At 73.1% G+C, this 25064-nt stretch carries 23 protein-coding genes, 2 pseudogenes and 1 riboswitch; of the genes and pseudogenes, 12 read left to right on the plus strand and 13 right to left on the minus strand.

Annotation, left to right across the window (positions count from 1 at the left end; all coding sequences use genetic code 11):
- Together D7318_RS21210 and D7318_RS21215 are read left to right on the plus strand one after the other, a co-directional pair.
- Positions 1-111, plus strand: a pseudogene (locus tag D7318_RS21210) (IS5/IS1182 family transposase); the annotation flags it as partial.
- Positions 112-176: 65 nt separating this feature from the next.
- The gene (locus D7318_RS21215) at positions 177-386 is read left to right on the plus strand and encodes a DUF397 domain-containing protein (RefSeq protein WP_120698722.1); all 210 of its coding nucleotides are present in this window, start codon (positions 177-179) and stop codon (positions 384-386) included.
- 70 nt (positions 387-456) lie between these two features.
- On the opposite strand, the gene D7318_RS21220 is transcribed toward D7318_RS21215, so the two are convergent.
- A complete protein-coding gene (locus D7318_RS21220; RefSeq protein WP_220729730.1) occupies positions 457-762 on the minus strand; it encodes an NAD(P)-dependent oxidoreductase in 306 nt (101 codons plus the stop codon).
- On the opposite strand from D7318_RS21220, the pseudogene D7318_RS21225 reads away from it, so the two are divergent.
- Positions 725-877 (plus strand): annotated as a pseudogene (locus tag D7318_RS21225) (winged helix-turn-helix transcriptional regulator); the annotation flags it as partial. The gene D7318_RS21220 and the pseudogene D7318_RS21225 overlap by 38 nt on opposite strands.
- Positions 878-973: 96 nt before the next feature.
- On the opposite strand, the gene D7318_RS21230 reads toward D7318_RS21225, so the two are convergent.
- Complete coding sequence (locus D7318_RS21230; RefSeq protein WP_120698723.1) at positions 974-1270, minus strand: hypothetical protein; 297 nt, start codon at positions 1268-1270, stop codon at positions 974-976.
- A gap of 501 nt (positions 1271-1771) precedes the next feature.
- Between D7318_RS21230 and D7318_RS21240 the strand changes: the two genes are divergently transcribed.
- Positions 1772-3439 (plus strand): serine/threonine-protein kinase, encoded by a 1668-nt coding sequence (locus D7318_RS21240; protein WP_183091552.1) that lies wholly within the window; start codon positions 1772-1774, stop codon positions 3437-3439.
- A gap of 152 nt (positions 3440-3591) precedes the next feature.
- Here the strand turns inward: D7318_RS21240 and D7318_RS21245 are convergent, their stop codons facing one another.
- Both D7318_RS21245 and D7318_RS34100 read right to left on the minus strand, forming a co-directional pair.
- Positions 3592-4044 (minus strand): hypothetical protein, encoded by a 453-nt coding sequence (locus D7318_RS21245; protein WP_147437769.1) that lies wholly within the window; start codon positions 4042-4044, stop codon positions 3592-3594.
- Positions 4045-4076: 32 nt separating this feature from the next.
- Positions 4077-4205: a substrate-binding domain-containing protein gene (locus D7318_RS34100; protein ID WP_408055519.1), complete on the minus strand. Its 129-nt coding sequence runs from the start codon at positions 4203-4205 to the stop codon at positions 4077-4079.
- A gap of 348 nt (positions 4206-4553) precedes the next feature.
- Here D7318_RS34100 and D7318_RS21255 point away from each other — a divergent pair, with 348 nt between their 5' ends.
- The 3 genes from D7318_RS21255 (at position 4554) to rocD (ending at position 7237) form a co-directional block, all read left to right on the plus strand.
- Entirely contained in the window at positions 4554-5075 is a 522-nt protein-coding gene (locus D7318_RS21255) for an Lrp/AsnC family transcriptional regulator (protein ID WP_120698727.1), read from the plus strand.
- Positions 5076-5159: 84 nt separating this feature from the next.
- Positions 5160-5990: a dimethylargininase gene (gene ddaH, locus D7318_RS21260; protein WP_120698728.1), complete on the plus strand. Its 831-nt coding sequence runs from the start codon at positions 5160-5162 to the stop codon at positions 5988-5990.
- Positions 5987-7237, plus strand: coding sequence for an ornithine--oxo-acid transaminase (gene rocD, locus D7318_RS21265; protein WP_120698729.1), 1251 nt, complete (start codon positions 5987-5989; stop codon positions 7235-7237). The genes ddaH and rocD overlap by 4 nt, the downstream gene beginning before the upstream one ends.
- 83 nt (positions 7238-7320) lie before the next feature.
- Here rocD and D7318_RS21270 read toward each other — a convergent pair whose 3' ends face one another.
- The gene (locus tag D7318_RS21270) at positions 7321-8277 is read right to left on the minus strand and encodes a LysR family transcriptional regulator (RefSeq protein WP_120698730.1); all 957 of its coding nucleotides are present in this window, start codon (positions 8275-8277) and stop codon (positions 7321-7323) included.
- Between the two features lie 81 nt (positions 8278-8358).
- Here D7318_RS21270 and D7318_RS21275 point away from each other — a divergent pair, with 81 nt between their 5' ends.
- Entirely contained in the window at positions 8359-9669 is a 1311-nt protein-coding gene (locus D7318_RS21275) for an aspartate aminotransferase family protein (RefSeq protein ID WP_120698731.1), read from the plus strand.
- Positions 9670-10454: 785 nt separating this feature from the next.
- Here the strand turns inward: D7318_RS21275 and D7318_RS21280 are convergent.
- Positions 10455-10868, minus strand: coding sequence for a MarR family winged helix-turn-helix transcriptional regulator (locus tag D7318_RS21280; RefSeq protein WP_120698828.1), 414 nt, complete (start codon positions 10866-10868; stop codon positions 10455-10457).
- A gap of 97 nt (positions 10869-10965) precedes the next feature.
- Positions 10966-12258 (minus strand): aminotransferase class V-fold PLP-dependent enzyme, encoded by a 1293-nt coding sequence (locus tag D7318_RS21285; protein WP_120698732.1) that lies wholly within the window; start codon positions 12256-12258, stop codon positions 10966-10968.
- 16 nt (positions 12259-12274) lie between these two features.
- A riboswitch (SAM riboswitch) is annotated at positions 12275-12391 on the minus strand.
- Positions 12392-12536: 145 nt separating this feature from the next.
- On the opposite strand from D7318_RS21285, the gene D7318_RS21290 reads away from it, so the two are divergent.
- Positions 12537-12917 (plus strand): hypothetical protein, encoded by a 381-nt coding sequence (locus tag D7318_RS21290; RefSeq protein WP_120698733.1) that lies wholly within the window; start codon positions 12537-12539, stop codon positions 12915-12917.
- A gap of 60 nt (positions 12918-12977) precedes the next feature.
- On the opposite strand, the gene D7318_RS21295 is transcribed toward D7318_RS21290, so the two are convergent.
- The 3 genes from D7318_RS21295 to D7318_RS21305 form a co-directional block, all read right to left on the minus strand.
- Entirely contained in the window at positions 12978-15752 is a 2775-nt protein-coding gene (locus D7318_RS21295; protein ID WP_120698734.1) for an AfsR/SARP family transcriptional regulator, read from the minus strand.
- Positions 15753-16045: 293 nt separating this feature from the next.
- Positions 16046-17218 carry a TerD family protein gene (locus D7318_RS21300; protein ID WP_120698830.1) on the minus strand — a complete coding sequence of 391 codons (1173 nt, stop codon included), beginning with the start codon at positions 17216-17218 and terminating at the stop codon, positions 16046-16048.
- Between the two features lie 49 nt (positions 17219-17267).
- Positions 17268-18071: an IclR family transcriptional regulator gene (locus tag D7318_RS21305; RefSeq protein ID WP_120698735.1), complete on the minus strand. Its 804-nt coding sequence runs from the start codon at positions 18069-18071 to the stop codon at positions 17268-17270.
- An 85-nt stretch (positions 18072-18156) separates the two neighbouring features.
- Here D7318_RS21305 and D7318_RS21310 point away from each other — a divergent pair, with 85 nt between their 5' ends.
- Genes D7318_RS21310 through D7318_RS21320 form a run of 3 tightly spaced genes read left to right on the plus strand, consistent with a single transcriptional unit; the run spans position 18157 to position 20764 of the window.
- Entirely contained in the window at positions 18157-19305 is a 1149-nt protein-coding gene (locus D7318_RS21310) for a cupin domain-containing protein (RefSeq protein ID WP_120698736.1), read from the plus strand.
- Positions 19302-20132 (plus strand): fumarylacetoacetate hydrolase family protein, encoded by an 831-nt coding sequence (locus D7318_RS21315; protein ID WP_120698737.1) that lies wholly within the window; start codon positions 19302-19304, stop codon positions 20130-20132. The genes D7318_RS21310 and D7318_RS21315 overlap by 4 nt, the downstream gene beginning before the upstream one ends.
- The gene (locus tag D7318_RS21320) at positions 20129-20764 is read left to right on the plus strand and encodes a maleylpyruvate isomerase family mycothiol-dependent enzyme (RefSeq protein WP_120698738.1); all 636 of its coding nucleotides are present in this window, start codon (positions 20129-20131) and stop codon (positions 20762-20764) included. The genes D7318_RS21315 and D7318_RS21320 overlap by 4 nt, the downstream gene beginning before the upstream one ends.
- A 75-nt stretch (positions 20765-20839) precedes the next feature.
- Here D7318_RS21320 and D7318_RS21325 read toward each other — a convergent pair whose 3' ends face one another.
- The 3 genes from D7318_RS21325 to D7318_RS21335 form a co-directional block, all read right to left on the minus strand.
- Positions 20840-22969 (minus strand): PQQ-dependent sugar dehydrogenase, encoded by a 2130-nt coding sequence (locus D7318_RS21325; protein WP_120698739.1) that lies wholly within the window; start codon positions 22967-22969, stop codon positions 20840-20842.
- A 102-nt stretch (positions 22970-23071) separates the two neighbouring features.
- Positions 23072-24037: a sugar phosphate isomerase/epimerase family protein gene (locus D7318_RS21330; RefSeq protein ID WP_120698740.1), complete on the minus strand. Its 966-nt coding sequence runs from the start codon at positions 24035-24037 to the stop codon at positions 23072-23074.
- A gap of 334 nt (positions 24038-24371) precedes the next feature.
- Entirely contained in the window at positions 24372-24959 is a 588-nt protein-coding gene (locus D7318_RS21335; RefSeq protein WP_120698741.1) for a TMEM165/GDT1 family protein, read from the minus strand.
- Positions 24960-25064: the final 105 nt, after the last annotated feature.

Raw genomic sequence — 25064 nt, forward strand, 5'->3', positions numbered from 1 at the left:
GTCGCAACCCTCAAGTCCTGGCGACTCCTGCGCAGGCTGCGATGCTCCACCACCCGCATCACCAACCTCGTTCAGGCCGTCCTCACCCTGCACCTGACCTGCTCAAACTGAGGTTGAAAAACGCTCACTGGATGAGAAGGCGTCCATGCGCCTCATCGCTGAACAGGCAGGGAACTATGAGCACAGTTGAGCTTCCGCACGACACCACCCAGTGGTTCAAGTCGAGCTACAGCAACGGGAACATCGACTGCGTCGAGGTCGCGGACCTCGGTGGCGCGGTCGGCACGCGGGACAGCAAGCGGCAGAACAGCCCGGTCCTCGCGAACTCGCGCGAGGGCTGGCGAGCGTTTGTCGCGGCCGTGGCCGACGGCGAGTTCGGCGCGTAGGCGAGCAACCCCCGCCCGCCGCCCTGGGGATGTGCGGGCGGGGCCCCTCGCGGGCCGCGCTTCAAGGGCGTCAGTGGCCGACGTTGACCTGTGCCCTGTGGTGGTCGCCCTTCTCGATCAGATCGACGAACCCGAGGGCGTAGTCCTCGGCGGAGATCGCGCCGCCGTCCTCGGGCTGAACCGCGACGTCGTCGCCGAGCCGATACCGGTCGAGTCGTTCGCCGGGCATGCCTGCGCCGAACCTGAGCGCCGGACTCACAAAGACCCAGTCGAGCGTCGCGGGCGTGGCCGGGAGGTCCTCGATGATGAGCGCCGTGGGTGCCCTCTGGGACGGCAGCGCCCGCTTCTCGGAGTTGCGCCGACGCGTCGAGGGCATCTCGCAGAAGATGCTCACCCAGACGCTTCGCGGGCTCGAACGGGACGGGATCGTGAGCCGCACCGTTTACCCCGAAGTCCCGGTCCGCGTCGAGTACACGCTCACCGAGGCGGGTGGGCGAACAATCCCCGCCCGCCGCCCTGGGGACGTGTGGACGGGAATTGTTTGCCGCAGGCGTCATTCTCCGCTTCAAGCTGAGAGACGTGAGCCCTTACCAGGTAATCAGGGCGTAGTGGCCCCCGCCGATCGGGACGCATTCGTAGCCGATCAGCTTCCCCTGCTGCGCCAGGGTGTTGCCCGCGGTCATACAGGCACGCAACGACGGATAGTTCCTCGGCCACGACGGCGCAGCCGCACGGGCGGTCGAGTCGCTGTTGAGGACCACCGACGTGGGACCGCCGTTCCCCGTGGTCGCCGCCGTGGCGGAGCCAGCCGTGGCGACCGAGACGCCGGTGAGCACGGCCAGGCCGACCACGGTCGCGGCGGCCCTCGACATGAACTTACTCATCTGCGTTCCTTTTCGTAGGCGTTCACTGAGATTCGACAATGGCGTAGCCGGAATTGCGCGTGATTCGGCACGACGCGAGTGAGACCGGAAACCCCGGTGAAGAACCCTTCCACTGCCTCTACGCACCGGGCGAGCGAAAGGTTCAGTGTTTTTTGGAACCCGATCTGATCTGACCGGCCCACGACCACGTTCGCGGGCGCTTTCCGGTATTTCCTCGGCGTTTCTGCGTTATTCGGGCGGAACGCGCATCGGATGCGATGTCGCGCCAGGGCTCAGCCCTCCGCGTCGGAGAACTTCCGCGCGAAGTCGCGATGCCGGTCCGCGGCGAGCTTGCCCTGGGCGGGCGTGACGGTGGATCCGGGCATGCGGCTCAGGCGTTCGACCTGCTCGGCGAAGCGCGGGTGCTCGCGCCGCGGTTGTCGACGTGGCGGAACCACCGGCCGGACGTCGGCGTGATCCGTGATGCCGAGCCTCGGCATGGACGGATCACGGAGGTGGCGGGTGGAACGGGGCGCGCTGATCGCGGGCAGGTACGAGCTGACCGAACCGCTCGGCCGGGGAGGCATGGGCGAGGTCTGGGCCGCCCGGGACCGCCGCCTCCACCGCGACGTCGCTGTCAAGCTCCTGCTCCGCGGCGACGACGCCGCACCCGAGCTGATCCAGCGTTTCGAACGCGAGGCGGTGGCCGCGGCCCAGGTCAATCACCCCAACATCGTCGCCCTGTACGACAGCGGCACCCACGGGCACCTGCGATTCCTGGTCATGGAGCACGTCGAGGGCATCAGCCTCGCCCGGTACCTCCAACGCCAGGGCCCCCCGAGCCTGGACCGGGCCCTGGAGATCGCCCAGGGGATCTGCGCCGCCCTCGTCGCCGCGCACGAGGCGCACGTCATCCACTACGACATCAAGCCCTCCAACGTCATGCTCACCGCCGACGGCTCCGTCAAGGTCGTGGACTTCGGCATCGCGGGCTTCACCCACACGCACACGTTCACCGTCGCGCCGACCACCGCGCTCTCTCCCGGCGGAACCGCCCAGTTCGGGGCGCCTGAACAGTTCCTGGACCAACGCGGCGACGAACGCTCCGACCTCTATGCCCTGGGCAGTGTCCTCTTCGCCCTGCTCACCGGTGAACCCCCCTTCGGGGACGGCAGCCCTTTGGCGGTGATCCGCCGCAAACTCGACGAAGAGCCCCCGCGGGTGACCGGACTCCGTCCCGAAGTCCCCGCGCCCGTGGCCCGGTTGCTGGCGGACCTCCTGCGGCGCGACCCCGAGGACCGCCCCGGAACGGCGACAGTGGTTCAACGGCGCCTCGGCCAGCTGCTCATCGACACGGTGGCCAGGGACATCCGCGACGATGCGACCGAGCCCCTCCCGCCTTCCGCCGCGACGCGTGCTCTCACCACCGACCGCCCGGAAACCGTGGGCGCGGCGGGCGGCGCGGACGGCGCGGACGCCGGGTCGGGCGAGGCTCCGGCGTCCGCGCGTCGACGTCCCGCGAGCCGACTCGTCGGGCTTCTGGCGGCTCTGTCGATTCCCCTTGTCCTGGTGCCCGCCATCGCCTACTACGTCGCGACGGAACGCCGTGATGGAGCGGACCACAGCGCGAGCGAGAGCGCCACCTCGGCGCCCCGGTACCAGAGGATGCCGGACTTCTGCGGGCACCTACAGCGCAATGAGCTGCGGGGGAGGCAGGAACTCGCGGCCTATGAGCTGTCGGAGACCGCCAATGACAGCACGCATGCGAACTGCGGGTGGGAAGGTTCGGGCAATCCACGGTTCGAGCTGATCATCAGCGCGGAACTGCATGCCAGCGAGGAGCTCGCGGTCGAGGAGATCGCCGCGCTCACGCCTGGCCGCGGTTCCTTGGGCGACGCCACTCTGAGTGAGGTGGAGGACACCGCCGCGCCCGGGGATGAGGCGATGCAGTCGGTCCGAGACGAGTCGCGCGGAGAGACGGCCGACGGGGAGCCCTACATATCCAACTCCACCACGGTCTATTTCCGCCAGGACAACCTCTTCGTCACGGTGCGGTACCGCGAGTTCATGGTCACGTCGGACGAGTCGGGAGACCCGGACAGAATCACGGAGTTGGCACGCCAGACCGCCAGGTCCCTCGACCGCTTCCTGGATGAGCCGGAGAACCAGGAGGCACCGATCCGGGGCTGAGCCGCCTCGTCCGGGCCGGTCTCGGCACGTGACCGGGGCGACCGGGCCGATGTGCCAGAACGGCGTGACCCGGCCGACGCCGCGCGCCCCGTCGCCGCGGGCCTCCGGTGCGCCGCCGCGGGAGAACGTGAGTGGGCCAGCCTTGGGCAGCCTCATGATTCCCACGGCTCCAGGGCACTCCACCCGCCGTCGGTCGCGGCGAAGACCAGGTCGGATCCCTCGAAGACCTCCCGCGCGTTCCCCGGGCGAAGCCCGCCGAACCGCTCCGCGCACAGGTCCACCTGCAACAGCCCGTCGAAGCGGGTGAACCGCGGGGGAACGTCGAGCACCCACGCGAAGCCGCGGCTCTCGTCGACGCGGAATCGCTCGACCCCGTACAGGTCGAGACACACCGGCTCCCACCGAAGACCCTCGTTCACCACCCGGGCGTCGATCACCAGCCTGACGACACGCCCCCGCGTCCGCGGCCCGAACTCCTGGTCGAGCAGGACCCGGCGGACGCAGGCGTCCCCGAACTCGTAGCGGGCCAGCAACGCCGCGATCCCGTCGTCGGTCAACGCGTACGGTCCGAGCTTCCGCGCCGGTACCCGCGGTCTCTGATCCACTCCAGCTCCTCCCCGTCGGCCCGGCCGGAAGACTACGTCGACGCCCGCACGATGAGGGACGTCGGCAGGACCACATGGTGGCGGGCCGTGCCCCGGTGGGCGATCTCCTGGAGCAGCAACTCCGTGATCGTGCGGCCGATCTCCTCCACCGGCTGGCGCACGCTGGCACGCCGGCGAGCCCGGGCCGCCGTGGCCGATCGGTGGCGCGCCAGCGCCGTCGGCCGGGCCGCGGGCAGCCGTCGGCGGCCCCCGGTCGCCCGCTGACGCGGACGGGGGCCGGTGCGGGTGCGCCTTGGCGGGGCGTCGCCCCGCGCGGGCGGGCACCGTGGGAGGCGCACCGCCGCTCGCGCCCCGGAGGTGGCGGCCGGGACCGCCGCCGCGGCTCGTCGATCCGACGCCCGGCGCGGCCGTGGCCGGGGCCCGCTCCCGGTGGCGGGCCCGTGGCGGCATCATCGGTGGTGGGCAGACCAGCCGATCGGGCCAGCCGATCACAGTGCGAAGGGCTCACCATGACCAGTCATCCGCCGGCGCTCGACGAGCTGGATCGGAAGATCATCGCCGCGTTGATCGCCAACGCGCGGACCAGCTTCGCCGAGATCGGGGCCGAGATCGGGCTCTCCGCGCCCGCCGTGAAGCGGCGCGTGGACCGCCTGAAGGAGGCGGAGGTGATCACCGGCTTCACGACGATGGTCAGCCCCGGCGCCCTCGGCTGGGGCACCGAGGCGTATGTCGAGGTCTACTGCGACGGCGCCGCCCCGCCCCGGCGCCTGGCCGACGTCGTGCGGGACTACCCCGAGATCACCGCCGCCATGACCGTCACCGGCGGCGCCGATGCGTTGCTCCACATCAGGGCGACCGGAATCCAGCATTTCGAGGAGGTTCTCGAACGGATCCGGGCCGAACCGTTCATCCGGAAGACCATCAGCGTGATCGTTCTGTCACACCTCCTCGCGGGCAGCCCCGAGGCCGCCGCCAGCCCCACCTCGCCCACCGCCCCGAGCCGCCCGTATGGCGAAACGAATCGCCGCTGAGGGCCCTCACGACGCAACATCGCTGCGCGTTCACGCAAGCCAGATTTCTTGTCTGCCGGTCGGGTGGCTTTCTACCGTTGAGGTATGCCTGCCACGCGCGCGAGGCGCCTTAGGCGCTACCTCACCTGTGAGCCTCGGTATTTCGACGTTCGCTACTCCATCAACCCCTGGATGGACGAGCACGCCCCCGTCGATCCCGAGCTGGCCCGCGACCAGTGGGCCACCCTCGTGCGGACCTACCGTGACCACGGCCACACCGTGGAGACGATCACCCCGGTGCCGGGCCTGCCCGACATGGTCTTCGCCGCCAACTCCGCCCTCGTCCTCGGCGGCCGCGTCTTCGGCTCCCGCTTCCGCGCCCCGCAGCGCCAGCCGGAGTCGGCGGCCTACGAGCTGTGGTTCAAGGACGCGGGCTTCGACGTCCACGAGCCCGAGGGCGTGTGCGAGGGCGAGGGCGACCTCGTCCCCGTCGGCCCCCACCTGCTCGCGGGCACCGGATTCCGCACCCAGGTGGGCGCCCACCACGAGGTGCAGGAGTTCTTCGGCGTCCCCACGGTCACCCTGCGCCTGACCGACCCGCTGTTCTACCACCTCGACACCGCGCTGTTCGCGCTCGACGACGGCCTCGACGGGGGCCCGGCCAACGTCGCCTACTACCCCGACGCGTTCTCGCCGGGCAGCCGCGCGGTGCTTGAACAGCTGTTCCCCGACGCGGTCCTCGCGACCAGGGCCGACGCGCTGGCGTTCGGCCTCAACTCGGTGTCCGACGGCCGCCATGTCTTCATCGCCGCCCAGGCCGACGACCTGGCGGGCCAGCTCGCCCGCCGCGGCTACGTCCCCGTGCCCGTCGACCTGTCCGAGCTGCGCAAGGCGGGCGGCGGCATCAAGTGCTGCACCCAGGAGATCCGGCCATGACCTCTTCGACCACCCACGCCGAGACCCGTTCGTCGGCCGAGACCCGTTCGTCCGCCGAGCTGATCAAGGCCGAGTCCGGCGTCCTCGCGCACAACTACCACCCGCTTCCCGTCGTCGTCGCGGGCGCGCGGGGCGTGTGGATGGAGGACGTCGAGGGCCGCCGTTACCTGGACATGCTCGCGGGCTACTCCGCGCTCAACTTCGGTCACCGCCACCCGGCGCTCGTCGAGGCCGCGCACCGGCAGCTCGACGAGCTGACGCTCACCAGCCGCGCGTTCCACAACGCCCGCCTCGCGAGCTTCGCCGAGGGCCTGGCCGAGCTGACCGGGCTCGACATGACCCTGCCGATGAACACCGGCGCCGAGGCGGTCGAGAGCGGCATCAAGGTGGCGAGGAAGTGGGCCTACGACGTCAAGGGCGTGGCGCCCGACCAGGCGACGATCGTGGTCGCCGCCGACAACTTCCACGGCCGCACCACCACCGTCGTCGGCTTCTCCACCGACCCCGTGGCCCGCGAGGGCTTCGGCCCCTACGCGCCGGGGTTCCGCGTCGTGCCGTTCAACGATCTGGCCGCCATCGAGGCCGCGGTCGACGAGACGACGGCGGCCGTGCTGATCGAGCCCATCCAGGGCGAGGCGGGCGTCATCATCCCCGACGACGGCTACCTCACCGGCGTCCGCGAGCTGACCCGGCGGGCGAACGCGCTGTTCATCGCCGACGAGATCCAGTCAGGCCTCGGCCGCACCGGAACGACCCTGGCCGTCGACCACGAGGGCGTGCGGCCCGACGTCCTGCTGCTCGGCAAGGCGCTGGGCGGCGGCATCGTCCCCGTCTCCGCCGTGGTCGCGAGGCGCGACGTGCTCGGCGTGCTGCACCCGGGCCAGCACGGCTCGACGTTCGGCGGCAACCCCCTTGCCGCGGCGGTCGGTTCGGCCGTGATCGACCTGCTGCGCACCGGTGAGTTCCAGCGCAGGGCCACCGAGCTCGGGGTGGTCCTCAGGGAGGGCCTCGCGGCGCTGACCGGGCGCGGCGTGGTGTCGTTCCGCAGCCGTGGCCTGTGGGCGGGCGTCGACGTGGACCCGGCGATCGGCACGGGGCGCGAGATCAGCGAGCGGCTGATGGAGGAGGGCGTCCTGGTGAAGGACACCCATGGCTCCACCCTCCGCCTCGCCCCGCCGCTGACGATCACGCGCGAGGAGCTCGAGTGGGCGCTCTCCCGCCTCGGGGCGGTGCTCGGCGCGGGCTGAGAGGGGGACACGGGGGCGCGGGGGCCGGGAGCGGGGGGCAACGGGGGCGTCGAGGGCGACGGGAGAACGCTCCCCCGTCGCCCTCACGTCACCTCGGCGCCACGTTCCGCCCCAGGCGGCGCTCCGTCCAACGTTCCGCCGCCGCGCCAACGTTCCGCCGCCGCGCCCACGAGCTCGGCGGCGGCCGTGATCAGGGCGTCGCGGTGCGGGTGGCGGCGCGCGTGCAGGACGACGCGCCTCCTGACCGTGGGGTGGATCAGCGGCCTGGCGACGACGGCGCCGGGGAGGTCGGCCGCCGCGAGGCGCGGCAGTACGGTGATGCCGATGCCCGCGCCCACCAGGGCGAGCGCCGCGCGGTGGTCGTCGAGCCTGGCGACATGGCGCGGGGCGAACCCGGCGGCGGCGCAGGCGCCCCTGATGATCTGCCCGATCGGGCTGTCGTAGAGGTCGTGGTCGATCCACGGCTGGGTCCGCAGCTCCCCGAGGGCGATCTCGCGCGCGCCCGCGAGGGGATGCGCCGCCGGAACGACCGCGAGCAGCTCCTCGGTGAGCAGCGCGTGGCGCCGGTAGCCGTCCAGGCGGATCTCCGCGCCGTCCACGGGCTCGGTGCGGATGTCGAGGTCGGGCTGCCGACGGCCCCGCCCGTCGACCGGCTCGTTGAGGCTGACCTCCACCGTGATGTTCGGCCGGATCTCGCGCACGCCACGGACCACCTCGGGGATCAACTCCTCGGCCGCGGACGCGAAGCACGCGATCGCGAGCCGCTCGGCCTGGCCCGCGCGCAGATCCGCGACCGTGCGCTCGAGGCGCGCGAAGTCGGCGAGCAGCGGGCGCGCCTGCTCGGCGAGGTGGAGCGCCGCGTCGGTCGGCGCGATCCCGCGCCCGTCCCTCTCGAACAGCACAAGCCCCGTCTCCTTCGCCAGGGCAGCCATGTGCTGGCTGATCGTCGCGGGGGAGTAGGTGAGATTGCGGGCGGCGGCGTTGATCGAGCCCGCCGCGAGCACGGCCTGGAGGATCGCGAGACGGTGTGAGTTCAGCATGTTCCGCTCAGGCTACAACCATCAGCCGACACCGAACGTTCCAACGCTTTCTTCCGCTTGTCCCTGACGATCGGGGGCGCGATGGTGGTGCGTGTGGACACGAGCTTCTGGGAAGACGCCGACCGCCTGCTGGTCCGCTACGGCGCGCCGTTCAGCCCGCGCGTCATCGAGCGCGCCGCCGGGTCGTATGTGTACGACGAGGCGGGCGAGCCGATCCTCGACTTCACGTCGGGGCAGATGAGCGCGGTCCTCGGGCATGCGCACCCGGATGTCGTCGCGGCGGTCTCGACGGCGGTCGGAACGCTGGACCACCTGTACAGCGGCATGCTCAGCCGCCCCGTCGTCGACCTGGCCGCCGCGCTCGCCGAGACCCTGCCTCCCGAGCTCGGCAAGATGCTGCTGCTGAGCACCGGCGCCGAGTCGAACGAGGCGGCGATCAAGCTCGCCAAGCTCTACACAGGGCGCTACGAGATCGTGTCGTTCGACCGGTCCTGGCACGGCATGAGCCAGGGCGCGGCCTCGGCGACGTTCTCGGCGGGGCGCCGGGGCTACGGACCGCCCACCCCGGGGAACTTCACGCTGCCGACGCCCAACGCCTACCGCTCGCCGTTCCGCGCGCCCGACGGCTCGCACGACTGGGAGGCGGAGCTGCGGTACGGCTTCGAGCTGATCGACCGGCAGTCGACGGGGAGCCTCGCCGCGTGCCTCGTGGAGCCCATCCTGTCATCGGGCGGCATCATCGAGCTGCCGCACGGCTATCTGGCCCGGCTGCGCGAACTGTGCGACGAGCGCGGCATGTTGCTCATCCTCGACGAGGCGCAGACCGGCCTTGGCCGCACCGGGACGATGTACGCCTTCGAGCGCGACGGCGTCGTCCCCGACCTGCTGACGCTCTCCAAGACGCTCGGCGCGGGGCTGCCCGTGGCGGCGGTGCTCACCGGCGAGCGCATCGAGCGGGTGTGCCACGAGCGGGGCTTCCTGTTCTTCACGACCCATGTGTCCGACCCGCTCGCGGCGACGGTCGGATCGACGGTGCTGCGGGTGATCCGGCGCGACGGGCTCGTCGCCCGCGCGGCGTCGCTCGGGCGACAGCTGGGCGCGAGGCTCGCAGAGCTGCGCGACCGCTACGACATCGTCGGCGACGTGCGGGGGCGCGGCCTGCTCCAGGGGCTCGAGCTGGTCACCGACCGGCGGAGCAAGGCACCGGCCGACGAGATCGGCCAGGCCGTCACCCGCGCCTGCCTCGAACGCGGCCTGCACGTCAACATCGTCCAACTCCCCGGCATGGGCGGCATCTTCCGCATCGCGCCACCACTCACGGTGAGCGAGGACGAGCTGCACACGGGGATCGACATCCTGGCCACGGCGATCGAATCGGCGACGACCGGCTAAGGGCGGCCAAGGGCGGCTACTGGCTGGACGTCCTCCCGTTCGCCGTCTGCCGGGTGTCGGGTGTGGGGCGGTGCGGGTCAGAGCTTGGCACCTACGGGGGAGGGGGCGTCGGGTGACCGGCCGTCCCGGTAAACGGTCGGTCTCGTCGCTGGCCGGGACCGTTCGCCAGCCGGGCGCGGCGGATACCGCTTTGCGAGTGGCCGACTTCTGGGCGGGTGGCTGGGGTGGCGCGCACCCTTCGGGCCTGCCCTGGCCGCCGCTCTCGTCGTTCACCGCGCGCACGTTGAGCTCAGGTAGCGGGCCGGTGCTCATCCGCCGCTTACACGAGGTCGGGGTCTCTTCTGAAACGCGGCACGTTCTGTTCAACACAAAGTGTGCGCCGTTGTGAAAGAGCACCCGCCCCGGCATAAGCGCTACATAAACGCCGCACCGCCGAGACGGCGCGCTACATAAGCTCGTCGGACATCAAGAATGAAAACGCTTCGGGCGGCCAGGGCAGGCCCGAAGGGTGCGCGCCACCGTAAGCGACCACCGGGAAAACGGCCGCCAACTACCGTCGCGGCCGCGCCCGTTCGGCGAACGGTCCCCGCCGACAACGAGACCGACCGTGTACCGGGACGGCCGGTCACCCGACGCCCCCTCCCCCGTAGGTGCCATCAGTAACCCGCACCCACCGCGAAAGAAGAAGTCGGCCGACGGCGAACGGGAGGACGTCCAGCCATGAGCCGCCCATGGCCGGAGCCGCGGCCCCGTAGCCGAGGTGGCCACCCGGCAGGGGCACCCCCTCAACCGCCGGAGGCCCCCTCGTAGCGCCGCATCGTCGCCACGAACATGGCCCGCTCCGCGGCGGAAAGCGTCGCGAACGCCGTGCGCCACGCCTCCGCGCCGTTGGCCAGCCAGCCCTCGATCGCGGCCCTCGTCTCCGGGTCGCCGCTGAGCGTCACGATCGTGCGGCGCCCGTCCTGGGGGTCGGGGTGCCGTTCGAGCACCCCCTGCTTGCTGAGGTCGCTCACCATCAGGCTCACCGTGGTCGGCGCGACCTCGAGCCGCGCGGCGAGCTGGCTGACCTGCTGGGGGCCGTCGAAGAGGAGGTAGGCGAGCAGCGACAGATGGCGCGGCGCGAGGTGGAACGACTTCAGCCGCTCGGGCAGCGCCACCCGCTTGAGCCGCGCCGCGACCCTCGGCATCAGCAGCAGCATGGCCCGCACCGCGTCGTCGCTGCTCAGCTCGTCCGGCTCACCGCCCAACGCGACCACCCTCCGCACACCCGGGACGGGCCCACGCTACCTCACGCGCTCACGCGGCCAGCTCGCGCACGGCCAGGACCAGGCGCTCCGCGTGCGCGAGCGGCGTTCCGGCGCCGAAGCTCACCCGCACCGCCGCCTCGGGGCCCTCGCAGCCCGCGTCCGCCTCGGCGTCCAGCAGCTCCCGCACCAGCGGCTGCGCGCAGAACATCCCCGCCCGCACCCCGATGCCGTACCGCTCGGACAACTCCCGTGCCGCGTCGGCCGCTTCGCGCCCGGCCACGGTGAACGACACCACCGCGACCCGGTCCGCGCCGGACCCGAACAGCGACAGCTCCCGCACCCCCGGCACCGACGCGAGACCCTCGCGCACCACGCCGAGCAGCCGCCGCTCGTGCGCCTCGATCGCCTCGAAGCCCACCGCCGCGAGCGCCCGGCACGCCGCCGCGACGGCCAGCGCGCCGATGACGTTGGGGGAGCCCGCCTCGTGCCGCGCCTCGTCCCGCGCCCACTCGACCGCGAGGCGCCCGTCGGACCCCCGCGTCACCACGCGGGTCGCGCCGCCGCCCGCCAGATACGGCTCGGCCTCGCTCAGCCAGTCGCCGCGCCCCGCGAGCACGCCCGAGCCGAACGGCGCGTACAGCTTGTGGCCCGAGAACGCCACCCAGTCCACGTCCAACTCGCCCAGATCCACGGCCCGATGGGGCGCGAGCTGCGCCGCGTCGAGCACCACGCGGGCGCCGTGCCGCCGCGCGACGGCGACCAGCTCGCGCACCGGCCACAGCTCGCCCGTCACGTTCGAGGCGCCCGTCACGCACAGCAGCGCGGGCGTCCCCGCGGGGCGCGCGGCCAGCGCCTCGTCCACGGCCCGCACCGCCTCGGCGGCGGAGCGGGGCACGGGCAGGCACGTCAACGGGTGGCGGCGCCACGGCAGCAGCAGCGCGTGGTGCTCGCTGGCGAACGCGAACACCCGCGTCCCCTCGGGCAGCGCGCCCGCGAGCAGGTTGAGCGAGTCGGTCGTCGAGCGCGTGAACACCACCTGGTCGCCGGGGCGGCAGCCGAGGAACGCCGCGACCTCGGCCCGGCTGCGTTCGAACAACTCCGTGGCGCGCAGCGACAGCTGGCCCGCCCCCCGGTGCACGCCCGCGTAGTGCGGGGCGAACGCGGCGACCTCGTCCCACACCGCCCGCGCCGCCGGGGCGCTGGCGGCACAGTCGAGCGCCGCGTAGTCGATCTGCCCGCCGCTCGCGAGCGGCACCAGGACATCCGCGCCGAGCACCGGCAACGGGACGTCGAGGGACGCCGAAAGGGGGGTGGACACAGTGATACAAGGGGCCTGGGTCATGGCGGGGCTACTCCCTGATCCGCGCTTGCCACGGACCCTGCGCCCGCGGCCCGGTCATCACCCGGGGCACCCCACCGCGGAGGAGGGTTGCCGGACAGCGGGCCGGGGCCCTCAACTGCTGTCACTCGTGACCTTGGCAGCCATTCTGTCACATCCTGTCCGCCGCGCCACCCCCCGGGAGGAAGACGGTCACGCGATGGAAGTACGTTGTGTGTTCGGATGGTTGCGGTGGGTAGTGGGGCTGGCGATCATCAACGCCTCGACCGAGAGGACAACCCATGCGCGTGCGACACCTCGCGGGGGCGGTGGCAGCCGCCACCCTCGTGGCCATCGCGGGACCGGCCGCCACCGCCCAGGCGGAGACCGGCATCTTCCGCTACAGCCTCCCCGGGGGCAACGAGGGGTCCATCGAGGACCCCATGACCTACCAGTGCTACGAGCTGGAGAGCCCCGACAAGCCCGTGAGCCTGGGCTTCAACAACACCGTGTTCGTCGCCGAGTTGTACGCCGACGGCGGCTGCCAGCACCCCGTCGGCACCGAGGTGCGGCCCAACTCCGGCTTCCGCAGCGACCCTTCGCTCGGCGTGCAGTTCCGCCCCGCGGGCACCGCGGCCGAGCCCGCCGCCACGCCCCAGGCGTCCACCACCACCCTTCTGTAGCCCCGCCGAGGGACCGCCCTTCCGCGCCCACCACCCCCGGGCGCGGGAGGGCCCCGCGGCTCACCCGGGCCCGAGCAGCGCCCGCACCCGCTCCGCCTCGCGCGGCCTCCGCTGGACCGAGAACAGCTCCAACGCCCGCCGCCTCGCCTCCCCGGCCCGCGCGGCCTGGCCCAACTCCTCGTAGGCGTCGGCGAGATCGACCAGCGTGTCGGCGGCGAGCCGCGGACGGCCGAGCGGGCCGAGGTTCAGCTCCACCGACTCCCGGTAGTGCTCGACGGCCCCCACGGGGTCGCCCATGCGCTGGGCCACCTGGCCGAGACCGCTCAACACCGCGGCCAGGCCCGCGACATCGCCCTCGGGCCGCAGCAGCGCCGCCGCCTCGCCGCAGTGCGCCCTGGCCCGCTCGGGCAGCCCGAGCCGCGCCTCGTACCAGCCGACCGCGTTGAGCGCGTAGGCGAGTCGCCGCGGCTCCGCGCCCTCCTCACGGGCGAGTTCGAGGGCGCGCGACGCGTGGGCCAGCGCCTCGCGGTCGTCCCCGCGCAGCTCGTGCGCGTACGAGATCGCCCGGTGCGCGTCGCCCCTGTGCCGCGGGTCGCCGATGCCGTCGAAGATCGCCAGCGCCCTGTGCTGGAGCCGCAGCGCCTCCTCCACCTCGCCCGCGATCAGCCGCGCCCCGCCGAGCCGCCCGTACGCCTGGCCCCGCGCGACCGGGTCGCCGAGGCGTTCGCCGCCCGTGAGCCCCGCCGTCCAGGCGGCGATGTGCTCGCGCGTGCTGGCCCGCCGCAGGTGGTAGGTGTCGAGCACCCACGCGAGCCGCCACGCCGCCTCGTGCCAGCCCCGCCGCAGCGCCTCGGCCTGCACGGCGAGCAGCGCCTCGTGCTCCGCGTCGAACCACGCGAGCGCCGCCCCCGCGTTCTCGGGCAGCGACGGCACCGCCACGCCGTCGGGCGGGTCGACGGCGAACGGCACCCGCGAGGGGAACAGCACCTGATCCACCCGGTACGCCGCGTGCAGATACGCTGCCACCAGCCGTCGCACCGCCGACTCCCGTACGCCCGGCGGGAGTTGGGCGGCGCGCTCGGCCGCGTAACGCCTTGTCAGGTCGTGCATGCGGTAACGGCCGCCCGCCTGCGGGGAGATGAGGTGCGCGGCCCCCAGGCGCCGCAGCGCCGCCCGCGCCGCCGCGGGCTCCTCGCCGAGCAGCGCCACCGCCGCGGTCGGCCCCACATCGGGCCCGGGGGCCAGGCCGAGCAGCGCGAACGCCCGTGCGAGGCCCGGGGCGAGGGCCCGGTGGGATGTGGCCAGAACCGACCGCAGATCGGCGTTCAACTCCCCGCCGTCCAGCGCGTCGAGATCCGCCCCCGCCTCCCTCAGCTGCTCCGCGAGCGCCGAGAGCGGCGCGTCCGGCTGGCCCGCCGCGCGGGCGGCCAGCAGCCCGATCGCCAACGGCAGCCCCGCGCACCGCTCGAGCAGCTCGGCCGCCGTCTCGGGCTCGGCGGCGACGCGGCCCGCGCCCAGGTGGCGCCCGAGCAACTGCCGTGCCTCGGGCGGCGGAAGCACGTCCAGGGTCACCAACCTGGCGCCGTGCGCGGTGGCCAGGCCCGTCAGCCGGTGGCGGCCCGTGACCAGGGCGGCGCAGCCGGGTCCGCCGGGCAGCAGCGGCGCGACCTGCTCGCTGTCGCGCACGTTGTCCAGCACGACGAGCATCCGCCGCCCCGCGGTGAGGCTGCGGAACAGCCCGATGCGCGCCTCCCGTTCGGGTGGCACGGCCGACGCGTCGACGCCGAGCGCGGCGAGGAATCCCCGCACCGCCGTCTCCGGGTCGACGGGCTCGCTCGTGGGGTGGAAGCCGCGCAGGTCGGCGTAGAGCTGGCCGTCGGGGAAACGGGCCTGGCGCGTATGGGCCCACCGCAGCGCGAGCCATGTCTTGCCGACGCCGCCCGCCCCGCCGATCGCCGCCACCCCGCCCTGCGCGAGCGCGTCGTCGAGCTGGTCGAGCTCGCGCTCGCGCCCGGTGAACAGGGCGGTGGACGCCGGGAGTTGGCGGGGCACCAGCGGGCGGAGCGGAATGCCGCGCATCCGGAAGGTCGGCGTGGCCAGGCCCGGGTCGTCGGCCAGGATCCGCCGGTGCAGCCGCCGCAGCGCGTCGCCGGGGTCGGCGCCCAGCTCATCGGCCAGGCGCCGCCGCAGCCGCTCGTAGCGCTCCAGCGCCTCGGCGCCACGCCCGACGCGGTGCAGGGCCAGCATCAGCTGCCCGGCCAGCCGCTCGTCCAGCGGGTGCCGCTCGCCGTGCGGGACCAGCCGGGCCAGCGTCTCCTCGTCCCGGCCAAGGCCCAACAGGGCGTCCCCCAGGTCGAGCTCGGCGGCGAGCCGCTCCCGTTCCAGTGTGCCGCGCAGCGCGCCGAACCACGGCGTGTCAGGTAACGCCTGCGCCTCGCCCCGCCACAGGCCCAGCGCCTCCTGGAGCGGCGCGGCCCGCTCCGCCACGCCATCGGCCGCCCGGGCCCGCCCGGTCAGCGCCCTGAAGCGGTGCAGATCCACCGCCGTCGGCTCCGCGTCGAGCACATAGCCGCCGGGGCCCCGGCCGATCGCGACGTCGCCGCCAGGCGCCAACACCCGCCGCAGCCGCGACAGATAGCTGTACAGCGTGCCCTCGGCGCGCTGCGGCGCACGGCCGCCCCACAGCCGTGCGACCAGCTCGTCCAGGGGGACGGGCCGCCCCACGTCCACGAGCAGCGCCGCCAGCGTCCAGCGCTGCCTGGCGTGCCCGAGATCCACGGGCCGCCCGTCGACGGTCGCCTCGACGGCTCCCAGCAGGGCGAACTCGGTCCTCATGGTGCCCCCTCGCGAACACGACCCGGACCCGACGCCCCTTGATAGCCCTCCCACGCCCCCACGGACAAGCACTGACCAGCGGATTCAAGACTCTCCCAAGGTTCGCCCACGAGTCGGGGCGCACCGTGGTGGTCGAGCGGCGAAGACGCCGGGAAGTGGGGGGTTCGAGATGGTGATCCGCAGTACCGCATGGGAGTTCGCGCCACCGGTCTCGCCGGGGCACTGAGAGGGGGGCCGGACGGCGCCCAGCCGTCCGGCGCACCCGCGCGCCCGCCCGTCCGCGCCCCTGAGGATCAGAGGATCGCCGCCGACGGCTTGGCCATCGCCCGCACCGTCTTGCCGTCCGCGAACTCGCCGACGGCCGTCATGTGCCACTCGCCGGAGAACTGGCGGACCAGCTTGCACAGGATGACGCCCGTGCGCGGCTCGGAGTGGGTCAGGTCGTAGCGCACCAGCTCGTTCTCGCCCGAACGGCCTTCGAGCAGGCGGCAGTACGCCTTGGCCACCTCGTTGAACTTCTGGCCCGTGAACGAGTTCACCACGAAGACCAGACCCGTCACCTCGGCGGGCAGGCGGCCGAGGTCCACATTGATCACCTCGTCGTCGCCCGCGCCCTGGCCCGTGAGGTTGTCGCCCGAGTGCTCGATCGCGCCGCCGAAGATGCTCTTCTTCATGAACCAGCACGTCGCGAGCTTGCCCCGGCGCGCGTCGAACGCGATCACCGAGGCGTCGAGGTCGATGCTGCGGCCCCGGTACGCGGGCTCCCAGCCCAGGCCCATCCGCACCGAGGTCAACGGCGGGCGGCCCGACTTGACCAGGGACACCGACTGGTTCTTGGCGAGGGTGACACGCCCCTTGTCCAGGTTGATCACCCCGCCGCCCTGCGGTGCCGCGGGAGGTGCCACGGGGGGAGCGACGGGGGGCGCGGGCGGCGCGAGGGGAGCCGCCACCGGAGGCGCCGCGGGCGTGGGCTCCTCGTCCACCGCCACGCCGAAGTCGGTGGCGATGCCCGCGAGCCCTTCGGCGTAGCCCTGCCCCACCGCGCGCACCTTCCACGCGCCCTGCCGCCGGTAGACCTCGACGACCACGAGCGCCGTCTCGACGCTCAACGACGGCGGGGTGAACGTCGCGAGCACCGCGCCGCTGTCCGCGTCCCGCACCACGGCGGTCGGCTCGGTCCCGGCGAACGTGGCGCCAGGCTCGCCCAGGCTCGCGGTCACCACGACCTTGTCGATGTCGGGCGGGACCGCCGCGGTCTGCACCGTGATGCTGTCGGGCGTGGTGGGGGAGGCGGGCCTGTGGGCGACGCCGGGGGCCTGGGGCTGGTTGTAGAAGACGAAGTCGTCGTCCGAGCGCACCTTTCCCGCCGCCGTCACCAGCAGCCCCGACACGTCGAGCGGCTTGGCGGCGGACACCTCGACGGCGACCCGGGCGGCGGGCAGGGGCAGATTGGAGCCTGGCGTCATGGTCGTCATGGGCACCACCGTACGTCGGCTCCGGCGTTCCGCCACGGGCTCAGCCGGGCGGCTCGGCCGTCACCTCGGCCGTGACCTCGGCTGTCACCTGAGCTGTCATCTCGGCCGACAGGGCCCGTTCGACGCCGGTGGTCGCCGCCTTCAGGGCCTCCACCCACGCGGGCAGGCGCGAGCGGCGCCTGAAGCGGACGGTCGGGATCGCCAGCGCGACGGCCGCCGCCGCGGCCCCGTCGGGGCCGCGCACCGCGCGCCCGAGCGCGCTCACCCCGGTCTCGGTGGCCTGGTCGTTGAGCGCGTACCCCTGCCTGCGGACCTGGCGCAGCGTCCGCAGCAGCCTGGCCCCGTCCACCTCGGGGGCGTCGGGCTCGGCGTACCGCGCGGCCACCTCGTCGTCGGGGCGCAGCGCCAGCATCGCGAGCCCGCCCGAGGCCAGGTGCGTGGGCAGCATCCGGCCCTCGCGGTCCCCGATCCGCAGCACCTGGTCGCACTCCACGGTGAGCACGAAACGCACCTGGTCGCCCGAGAGCACCTGGAGGCTGGCCGTCTCGTCCACCCGCCGCACCAGCGCCCGCAGATGGGGCAGCGCGAGCGACCGCAGCCTGGCCACCGGCTCCACCGCCGGGGGCCGCCGCAGCACGGGGCCCGCGACATAGCGGCGCTCGCCGTCCCGCTCGGCGAAGTCCCGGTACACCAGCATCGCCAGCAGCCGGTGCGCCGTCGAACGCGCCACCCCGAGGCGTTCGGCGGCGTCCGTCACGCGCAGCGGGCCCTCCTGCTGGAGCAGCAGCGCAAGGCGCAGGGCGTGGTCGACTGAGTCGATGCCATAGGCCGGTCTGTTCTTCACAGCAGAATCCTACGTCCCTCGGTGCGGAACGGGCATAGCGTCGTCGCCGTCACCACCGAGGAGCGACCGCACCGAGGAGGCCCCCATGACCACCGTCTCGCCCGTGACCCTGCGCGCCCTTGACGCGCCGGGCCAGCCGACGCCGAGCGCCGACCTCGACGCGCTCTACCGCGGCTTCGAACGCGAGCTGCTCGTGCCGCTGTGGACCGAGATCGGCGACCTGATGCCCACCACGCCGACGCCCAGGGCCACCGCCCACCGCTGGCGCTGGTCCGAGCTGCTGCGCCTGGCGCGCCGCTCGGGCGACCTGGTGCCGGTCGGCCGCGGCGGCGAGCGCCGCGCCATCGCGCTGGCCAACCCGGGGCTCGGCGGGCGGCCCTTCGCGACGCCGACGCTGTGGGCCGCGATCCAGTACCTCAACCCCCGCGAGGACGCGCCGGTCCACCGGCACACACAGCACGCGTTCCGCTTCGTCGTCGAGGGCGAGGGCGTGTGGACCGTCGTGGACGGCGACCCGGTGGCGATGCGCCGCGGCGACTTCCTGCTGACGCCCGGGTGGCGCTTCCACGGCCACCACAACAGGAGCGACGCCCCCATGGCGTGGCTCGACGGCCTGGACATCCCGTTCGCGCACGCCATGGACGCGACGTTCTTCGAGTTCGGCCCTGACGAGGTCGACGACCGGTCCACGCCCGCCAGGTCGCGCTCCGAACAGCTGTGGGCGCACCCGGGGTTGCGGCCCGTCTCCTCGCCGGGCCCCAGCGTCTCCTCGCCCATCGCCGCCTACCGCTGGGAGCACACCGACGCCGCGCTCGCCGACCAGCTCGCGCTGGAGAGCGCGGGCCACCCCGGCGTGGTCGAGCCGGGCCACGCGGCCGTCCGCTTCACCAACCCCACCGACGGCGGCGACGTCCTGCCCACCCTCCGCGCCGAGATGCACCGGCTGCGCCCCGGCGCGGTGACCGCGGCCCGCCGCGAGGTGGGCTCGTCCGTGTGGCAGGTCTTCGATGGCGAGGGCCGGGTCACCGTCGGCGACCGCGCGTGGGACGTCACCGCGGGCGACCTGGTCGCGGTGCCGTCGTGGGCAGCGTCGACGCTGGCCGCGGGCGACCGCGCGCTCGACCTGTTCCGGTTCAGCGACACCCCCATCTACGAGCGCCTGCACGCCCACCGCGTCGCGGTGGCGGGCCAGGGCCAAGGAAAGGCCCCAGGACAGGAAGGAACGGCCACGTGAGGCTCACCACCCTGCGGACCCCCGACGGCACGCGGGCGGCCCGCGTCGAGGGCGGCACCGCCGTCGAGTTGAACGCCCCCGACGTGGGCGCGCTGCTCGCCCACCCCGGCTGGCGCGTCCTGGCCGCGGCGCGGGGCGGCGCCGAACACGACCTGGCCACCGCAGCGTCGGCGCCCGTCGTGCCCCGGCCAGGGAAGATCGTGTGCGTCGGGCTCAACTACCGCAACCACATCGCCGAGATGGGCCGCGAGCTGCCCGAACACCCCACGCTGTTCGCCAAGTTCCCCGAGGCGCTGATCGGCCCCGCCGACCCCATCGCCCTCGACCCGGCATCGCACGCGGTGGACTGGGAGGCCGAGTTGGCCGTGGTCATCGGCGCACGCGTCAGGCGCGCGGGGGAGTCGGAGGCGGCCGCGGCCATCGCCGGGTTCGCCGCGCTCAACGACGTCACCATGCGCGACTGGCAGTACCGCACCCCGCAGTGGCTCCAGGGCAAGACGTTCGAGGGCACCACACCGTTCGGGCCCGCCCTGGTCACCCCCGACGAACTCCCGGGCGGCGTCCGCCCCTCGCTCACCCTGAGCGCCACGGTCGACGGTGAGAAGGTGCAGGAGTCCACCACGGCCGACCTCGTCTTCGACCCGGTCACCCTGGTCCGCTACCTGTCGACGATCCTCACCCTGAACCCCGGCGACGTCATCGCCACCGGCACCCCGGGCGGCGTCGGGCACGCCCGCACCCCGAGGCGCTATCTGACCGAGGGATCCGTGCTGGTCACCGAGGTCGAGGGCATCGGCCGCCTCACCAACACGGCCCGCGCCGCATGAGCGCGAACGCCAGGGCCGCGGCGTGGTCGGCCGAGGGCACCGCTCTCCTCCTCGCGACGGTGGAGGGCCTCACCGACGACGAGCTGAGCGGGCCGAGCGCGCTCCCCGGCTGGACCCGCCGCCATGTGCTGGCCCATGTGGCCTCCAACGCCGAGGCGTTGGGCCGTCTGCTGCACTGGGCGCGCACCGGGGAGCGCACCCCCATGTATGCCTCGCCCGAGCGGCGCGCCGCCGACATCGAGGAGGGCGCCCGCCGCCCCGCGCCCCAACTCAGGTCCTGGGCACGGGAGTCGGCCGAGGCGCTGGCCGCCGCCTCCGCGGAGCTGCCCCAACGCGCCTGGTCCGCCGAGGTGGTCACCGCCCAGGGCCGCACCGTCACGGCTGCCGAGGTGCCCTGGATGCGGGCGCGCGAGGTGTGCGTGCACGCCGTCGATCTGGCCGCGGGCGTCACGTTCGCCGACCTGCCCGAGGGGTTCTGCGCCGCGCTCGCCGCCGAGGTGACCGCCCGCCGCGCGGCCAGGGACGAGCTGCCAGCCGCGGGCCTCGCCGGGCTGACGCCCCCCGACCTGGCCGCCTACCTCACGGGGCGCGCGGTGCCCGAGGGCCTGCCGAAGCTGCCGCCCTGGCTCTGACCCGTCGCCACGCGCCGGAGCCCCGGCCTCGCGGGTGCGGGGCCGGGGCGGCGGGGTGGTGCCGGGTGTCGCCGGTCAGTGCGTCGGGGTCAGGATCACCTCGGCGCTGCCGGTCAGCGGGGGCAGGCCGTCCACGCCGGGGTCGGTGTAGGACGCGTTGAACACGCCCCGCAGATTGTCCTCACCGGGGTCGTGCCCGCCGGGCACGGTGGTCCTGATCGTGCCCGTGCAGCCCGCGGCCGAGGTCTGCGGGTGGCCATGGGTGTCATGGCCCACGATGTAGGTCACGGTCACCCGCGAGCAGTCGACCTCCTGGTCGTCGGTCACCGTCACCTCGAACGGGATCGTGTCGCCGAACGCGAACTCGTCGCCGTCCGACGGGGTCACGAACTCCACCACGGGCACCTCGTTGCCGACCACGATCTTGACCTCCGCCGAGGCCGAGCGGCCCCGGTCGCGGCCGCCGACATCGGTCACCCGCAGGCTGGCGGTGTAGGCGCCGTTCTCCTCGTAGGTGAACGTGGGGTTGGGCTCGGTGGAGTCCACCCGGCCGTCGGAGTCGAAGTCCCAGGCGTAGCGCAGCCGGTCACCCTCGGGGTCGGCCGTGCCCTCGCTGGAGAACGCCACCTGGAGCGGGGCCTGGCCGCCCAGGACGTCGGCCGAGGCCACGGGCACCGGCGACTTGTTGCCCCCGGGGCCCACGTAGTCGATGCGGGCGAGCATCGCGTCGGGGTTCTCCGCGAAGTACCCGGCGCCGTAGTCCAGGACATAGAGGGCGCCGTTGGGGCCGAACTCCATGTCGATGGTCCCGGAGAACTCCATCGAGGGCAGCACGTCCCTGATGCCCTCGAGGTTGCCGTGCCGGTCCAGCTCAACTCCCTTGATCCAGTTGCGGGTCCACTCGTAGAACAGCGGGATGCCGTCGTACTCGCGGGGCCAGGCCACCGGGCGGGGGCCGCTCGCCGCGCGCCGGTCGTAGTCGTACGCGGGACCGGCCATCGGGCCCACGCCGCCCGTGCCCAGCTCGGGGAACTCGGCCGACTCGTCGCCCGGGTACCAGATCTGCGGCTGCTCCACCGGGGGCAGCTCGGTGCGCCCCGTGTTGTGCCGCGACTCGTTGACGGGCGCGGCGCAGTCGAACTCCTCGCCGGACTCCTCCGTGCCGAAGTCGTAGTCGCGGTAGGGGAGATCGGCCGTGGCGCAGTAGGGCCAGCCGTAGTTCCCCGGCTCCTCGGCGCTCAGCCACTTGCCCTGCCCGTTGGGCCCGCGCTCGGGGTCGGGGTCACCGGCGTCGGGGGAGTAGTCGGCGACGTAGAGCTGCTCGGCCTCCCGGTTGTACTCGATGCGGAACGGGTTGCGCAGCCCCATCAGATAGATCTCGGGCCGCGCGTCCGGGGTGCCAGGGCGGAACAGGTTGCCGCGCGGGATCGTGTACGAGCCGTCGCGCTCGACGCTGATCCGCAGCACCTTGCCGCGCAGGTCGTTGGTGTTGGCCGAGGTCCGCTGCGCGTCGAACGCGGGGTTGCTGTCGGCCCGTTCGTCGATGGGCGTGTAGCCGTCCGACTCGAACGGGTTGGTGTCGTCGCCCGTCGCCAGGTAGAGGTCGCCGTCGTCGTCGAACGCGATGTCGCCGCCCACGTGGCAGCAGATGCCGCGGTCGGCCTCCACGTCGAGGATCTGCTGCTCGGTCGACAGGTCGATCTCGTCGCCCCGCAGCTTGAAGCGGGACAGTCGCGTGACCCCCTCGAACGGCTCGAAGTCCTCGGGGTCGCCCGTGAACGGCGCGTCACCCTCGTTGACGTCGGGTGTGGACGGGTCGTCCACCGGGGTGTCGAGGGTGGGCGCGTAGTAGAGGTAGATCCAGCTGTTGGAACGGCCGTTGAAGCCCGGGTCGACCGCGATGCTCTGGAGGCCCTCCTCGTCGTGCTGGTAGACGTCCAGCTCGGCGGCGAGCGAATTGAGGCCGGTCTCGGGGTCGTTGAGCCAGACCTGGCCGTTCCGTGTGGTGTGCAGCACGCGCTCGTCCGGCAGGACGACGAAGTCGATGGGCTCGCCGGGCGTGTCGTTGAGGATGACCTTCTGGAAGTCCGACTCGGCCGGGGCGTGGTGCTCCGGCCCTTCTTCGTGCGCGACCGCTGGCACGGACGCGGCCAACAGCGCCGTCGCCGCGAGCGCGACGATGGCGAAGGTGGAGGTGGTGCGCATGGCGACTCTTTCCTGGTGGTGCGATGAGGACGCGGGGCAGCCGCCGCGGGCGGCGGCACAGGGAGCGGAACGCCGGGGTCTTGAGGAAGGCCGTCGGCCGCGTCAGTACCTCAGGCCGCGCAGATACCCGATGCCGACCTCCGCGGACCGGATCGGCGTCACGTCGGGGGTGTCGTTCTCGACGATGTACTCGCGCACCTTGTGCGCCTTGAAGATGCGCGGGAAGTCGATCATTCCGGTGCCGCAGTCGGCCATGTCACCGGTGACGGGGTCCCGGTCCTTGACGTGGTACTGGAGCACCTCGAGCGGGGAGGAGCGGATCACGTCGATCGTGAACTGCTCGGGGTCGTCCACGCCGTCGCCCGACTCGATGCCACCCGTGACGGCCCAGTAGAGGTCGATCTCCAGGTGCACCAGCCGCGGGTCGAGCTCGGCCATGAACACATCCCACGGGGTGACGCCGTTCCCGAGGTCGGTCGTGAACTCGTGGGCGTGGTTGTGGTAGCCGTAGCGCAGGCCGAACCGGCGCGCGGCCTCCGCCTCGCGGTTCATCTGCTCGGCCCAGATCTTCCACTGGTCCTTGTCGGGCGAGCTGAGGTAGGGGACGTTGACAAAGGACTGCCGCAGCGTCCTGGCGTTGCGCAGCTTGGTCTCGAGAGCCGCCTCGTCCGCGCTGATCCCGTCGTGGCTCGAGGTGCAGCTGATGTCCAGGTCGTCGTAGAAGTCCTTGAGCTCGGCGGCGCTGCGCCCGAAGTAGCCGAGCGCCTGCTCGACCCTGGGGTAGCCCAGGTCGGACAACTCCCGCAGCGTGGCGTCGAATCCGATCTCGCCGTTCAGGTCGGCGCGCAGGGTGTAGAGCTGGACGCTTATGCGCCCCGGCGGCACGAGCACGCGGCCCCAGCCACCGCGGCCACGCGGCGTGGCCTGGGCGGAGGCCGCCCCGCCCGCGCCGAGCGCCGCGGCGCCGAACGCCCCGACGACGGCGCCGCGCAGCAGCGACCGTCTTCCGGGGCCGTGATGGGCGCGTGCCTCGGCCAGGGCCCTGTCATTCGAGATGCCGTAACACATAGGGCGGCTCCAGTCAGTTGTGCGGTCGTGAGTGGCACGCCCGCGCCGCGCCGCGGCATCGCGCGACACGGAGGGCTCAGGGCGTGGAAGACGGGAGAGAGAGGGGAGAGGAGGGGGATCTGTGTCGACTCCGGGGACAGGCTTCCAAGACCGCGCCTGTCATGGCGCACAACGTAGAAAGGACTTTGACCGCCGTCAAGAGAAAGTGCGCCACCTTCCGGCGAAACCATGGCCCGGACGACACAAAGGCACGTGGAGACACCGGAAGGTGACGCTCCGTTTGCGTGGCGCGACCGCCGGGCTCAGCCCGCGAACACCTCAGCCCACGAAGACCTCAGCCCACGAAGACCTCAAGGAGCGACCAGATCGCCAGGCCGAGCATGCAGAGCCCGCCGATGCGCTGCACGGTCCTCAACGGCACGCGCGAGGCGATGAAGCGGCCGACGAGCAGGGCGAGCGCCGAGACGCTCATCAACGCGGCGGCCGAGCCGATCGCGGTGGACAGCGCGCCGTTGGTGGCCGCGAGGTTGGCCGTGGTGATCTGGGTGAGGTCGCCCCACTCGCTGATGAACACGGCCGTGAACGCCGTCGCGAAGACGGGCGCGAAGCCCGTGACCGTCTTCCGCGCGCCCGCCTCCTCGTCCTCGTCGTCGTCCCCGCCGCGCAGCAGCAGGAACGCCCCGAGGCCGAAGAGCGCGGCCGAGACCAGCCGCACGCTCCAGTCGGGCAGCAGCCCGATGAGGCTGCCCGCGCCCACCGCGATCGCGACATGGACGACGAACGCGGTCGACGTTCCGAACCACACGTAGAGCGGCCGCATCCGCGTGCCCATGGCGAGCGACGCGAACATCGTCTTGTCGGGCAGCTCGGCGAGGAAGATCAGTCCGAAGGCGGTGAGCACCGCAAGCAGGTCGATGGACATGTCCGGGTGGCTTTCTGCGAGGGCCGGACCGCGCCGCCCGCTCACCCGCCATGCGCGGAGGGAGGACCACTCGGCCCGGCACGACGGTGCGCCCGCACATGGGCG

This window comes from Streptomyces radicis, from assembly GCF_003626575.1.
Taxonomy (GTDB): Bacteria; Actinomycetota; Actinomycetes; order Streptomycetales; family Streptomycetaceae; genus Streptomyces; species Streptomyces radicis.

What these genes read in the sequence shown, in the direction of transcription:
- D7318_RS21220 (WP_220729730.1), bottom strand. Translation starts at nt 762, where the DNA reads ATGCCCTCGACGCGTCGGCGCAACTCCGAGAAGCGGGCGCTGCCGTCC.
- D7318_RS21290 (WP_120698733.1), top strand. Translation starts at nt 12,537, where the DNA reads ATGCGCGTGCGACACCTCGCGGGGGCGGTGGCAGCCGCCACCCTCGTG.
- ddaH (WP_120698728.1), top strand. Translation starts at nt 5,160, where the DNA reads ATGCCTGCCACGCGCGCGAGGCGCCTTAGGCGCTACCTCACCTGTGAG.
- D7318_RS21230 (WP_120698723.1), bottom strand. Translation starts at nt 1,270, where the DNA reads ATGAGTAAGTTCATGTCGAGGGCCGCCGCGACCGTGGTCGGCCTGGCC.
- D7318_RS21325 (WP_120698739.1), bottom strand. Translation starts at nt 22,969, where the DNA reads ATGCGCACCACCTCCACCTTCGCCATCGTCGCGCTCGCGGCGACGGCG.
- D7318_RS21330 (WP_120698740.1), bottom strand. Translation starts at nt 24,037, where the DNA reads ATGTGTTACGGCATCTCGAATGACAGGGCCCTGGCCGAGGCACGCGCC.
- D7318_RS21255 (WP_120698727.1), top strand. Translation starts at nt 4,554, where the DNA reads ATGACCAGTCATCCGCCGGCGCTCGACGAGCTGGATCGGAAGATCATC.
- D7318_RS21320 (WP_120698738.1), top strand. Translation starts at nt 20,129, where the DNA reads ATGAGCGCGAACGCCAGGGCCGCGGCGTGGTCGGCCGAGGGCACCGCT.
- D7318_RS21270 (WP_120698730.1), bottom strand. Translation starts at nt 8,277, where the DNA reads ATGCTGAACTCACACCGTCTCGCGATCCTCCAGGCCGTGCTCGCGGCG.
- D7318_RS21215 (WP_120698722.1), top strand. Translation starts at nt 177, where the DNA reads ATGAGCACAGTTGAGCTTCCGCACGACACCACCCAGTGGTTCAAGTCG.
- rocD (WP_120698729.1), top strand. Translation starts at nt 5,987, where the DNA reads ATGACCTCTTCGACCACCCACGCCGAGACCCGTTCGTCGGCCGAGACC.
- D7318_RS21335 (WP_120698741.1), bottom strand. Translation starts at nt 24,959, where the DNA reads ATGTCCATCGACCTGCTTGCGGTGCTCACCGCCTTCGGACTGATCTTC.
- D7318_RS21275 (WP_120698731.1), top strand. Translation starts at nt 8,359, where the DNA reads ATGGTGGTGCGTGTGGACACGAGCTTCTGGGAAGACGCCGACCGCCTG.
- D7318_RS21280 (WP_120698828.1), bottom strand. Translation starts at nt 10,868, where the DNA reads ATGCTGCTGCTGATGCCGAGGGTCGCGGCGCGGCTCAAGCGGGTGGCG.
- D7318_RS21295 (WP_120698734.1), bottom strand. Translation starts at nt 15,752, where the DNA reads ATGAGGACCGAGTTCGCCCTGCTGGGAGCCGTCGAGGCGACCGTCGAC.
- D7318_RS21300 (WP_120698830.1), bottom strand. Translation starts at nt 17,218, where the DNA reads ATGACGCCAGGCTCCAATCTGCCCCTGCCCGCCGCCCGGGTCGCCGTC.
- D7318_RS21285 (WP_120698732.1), bottom strand. Translation starts at nt 12,258, where the DNA reads ATGACCCAGGCCCCTTGTATCACTGTGTCCACCCCCCTTTCGGCGTCC.
- D7318_RS21310 (WP_120698736.1), top strand. Translation starts at nt 18,157, where the DNA reads ATGACCACCGTCTCGCCCGTGACCCTGCGCGCCCTTGACGCGCCGGGC.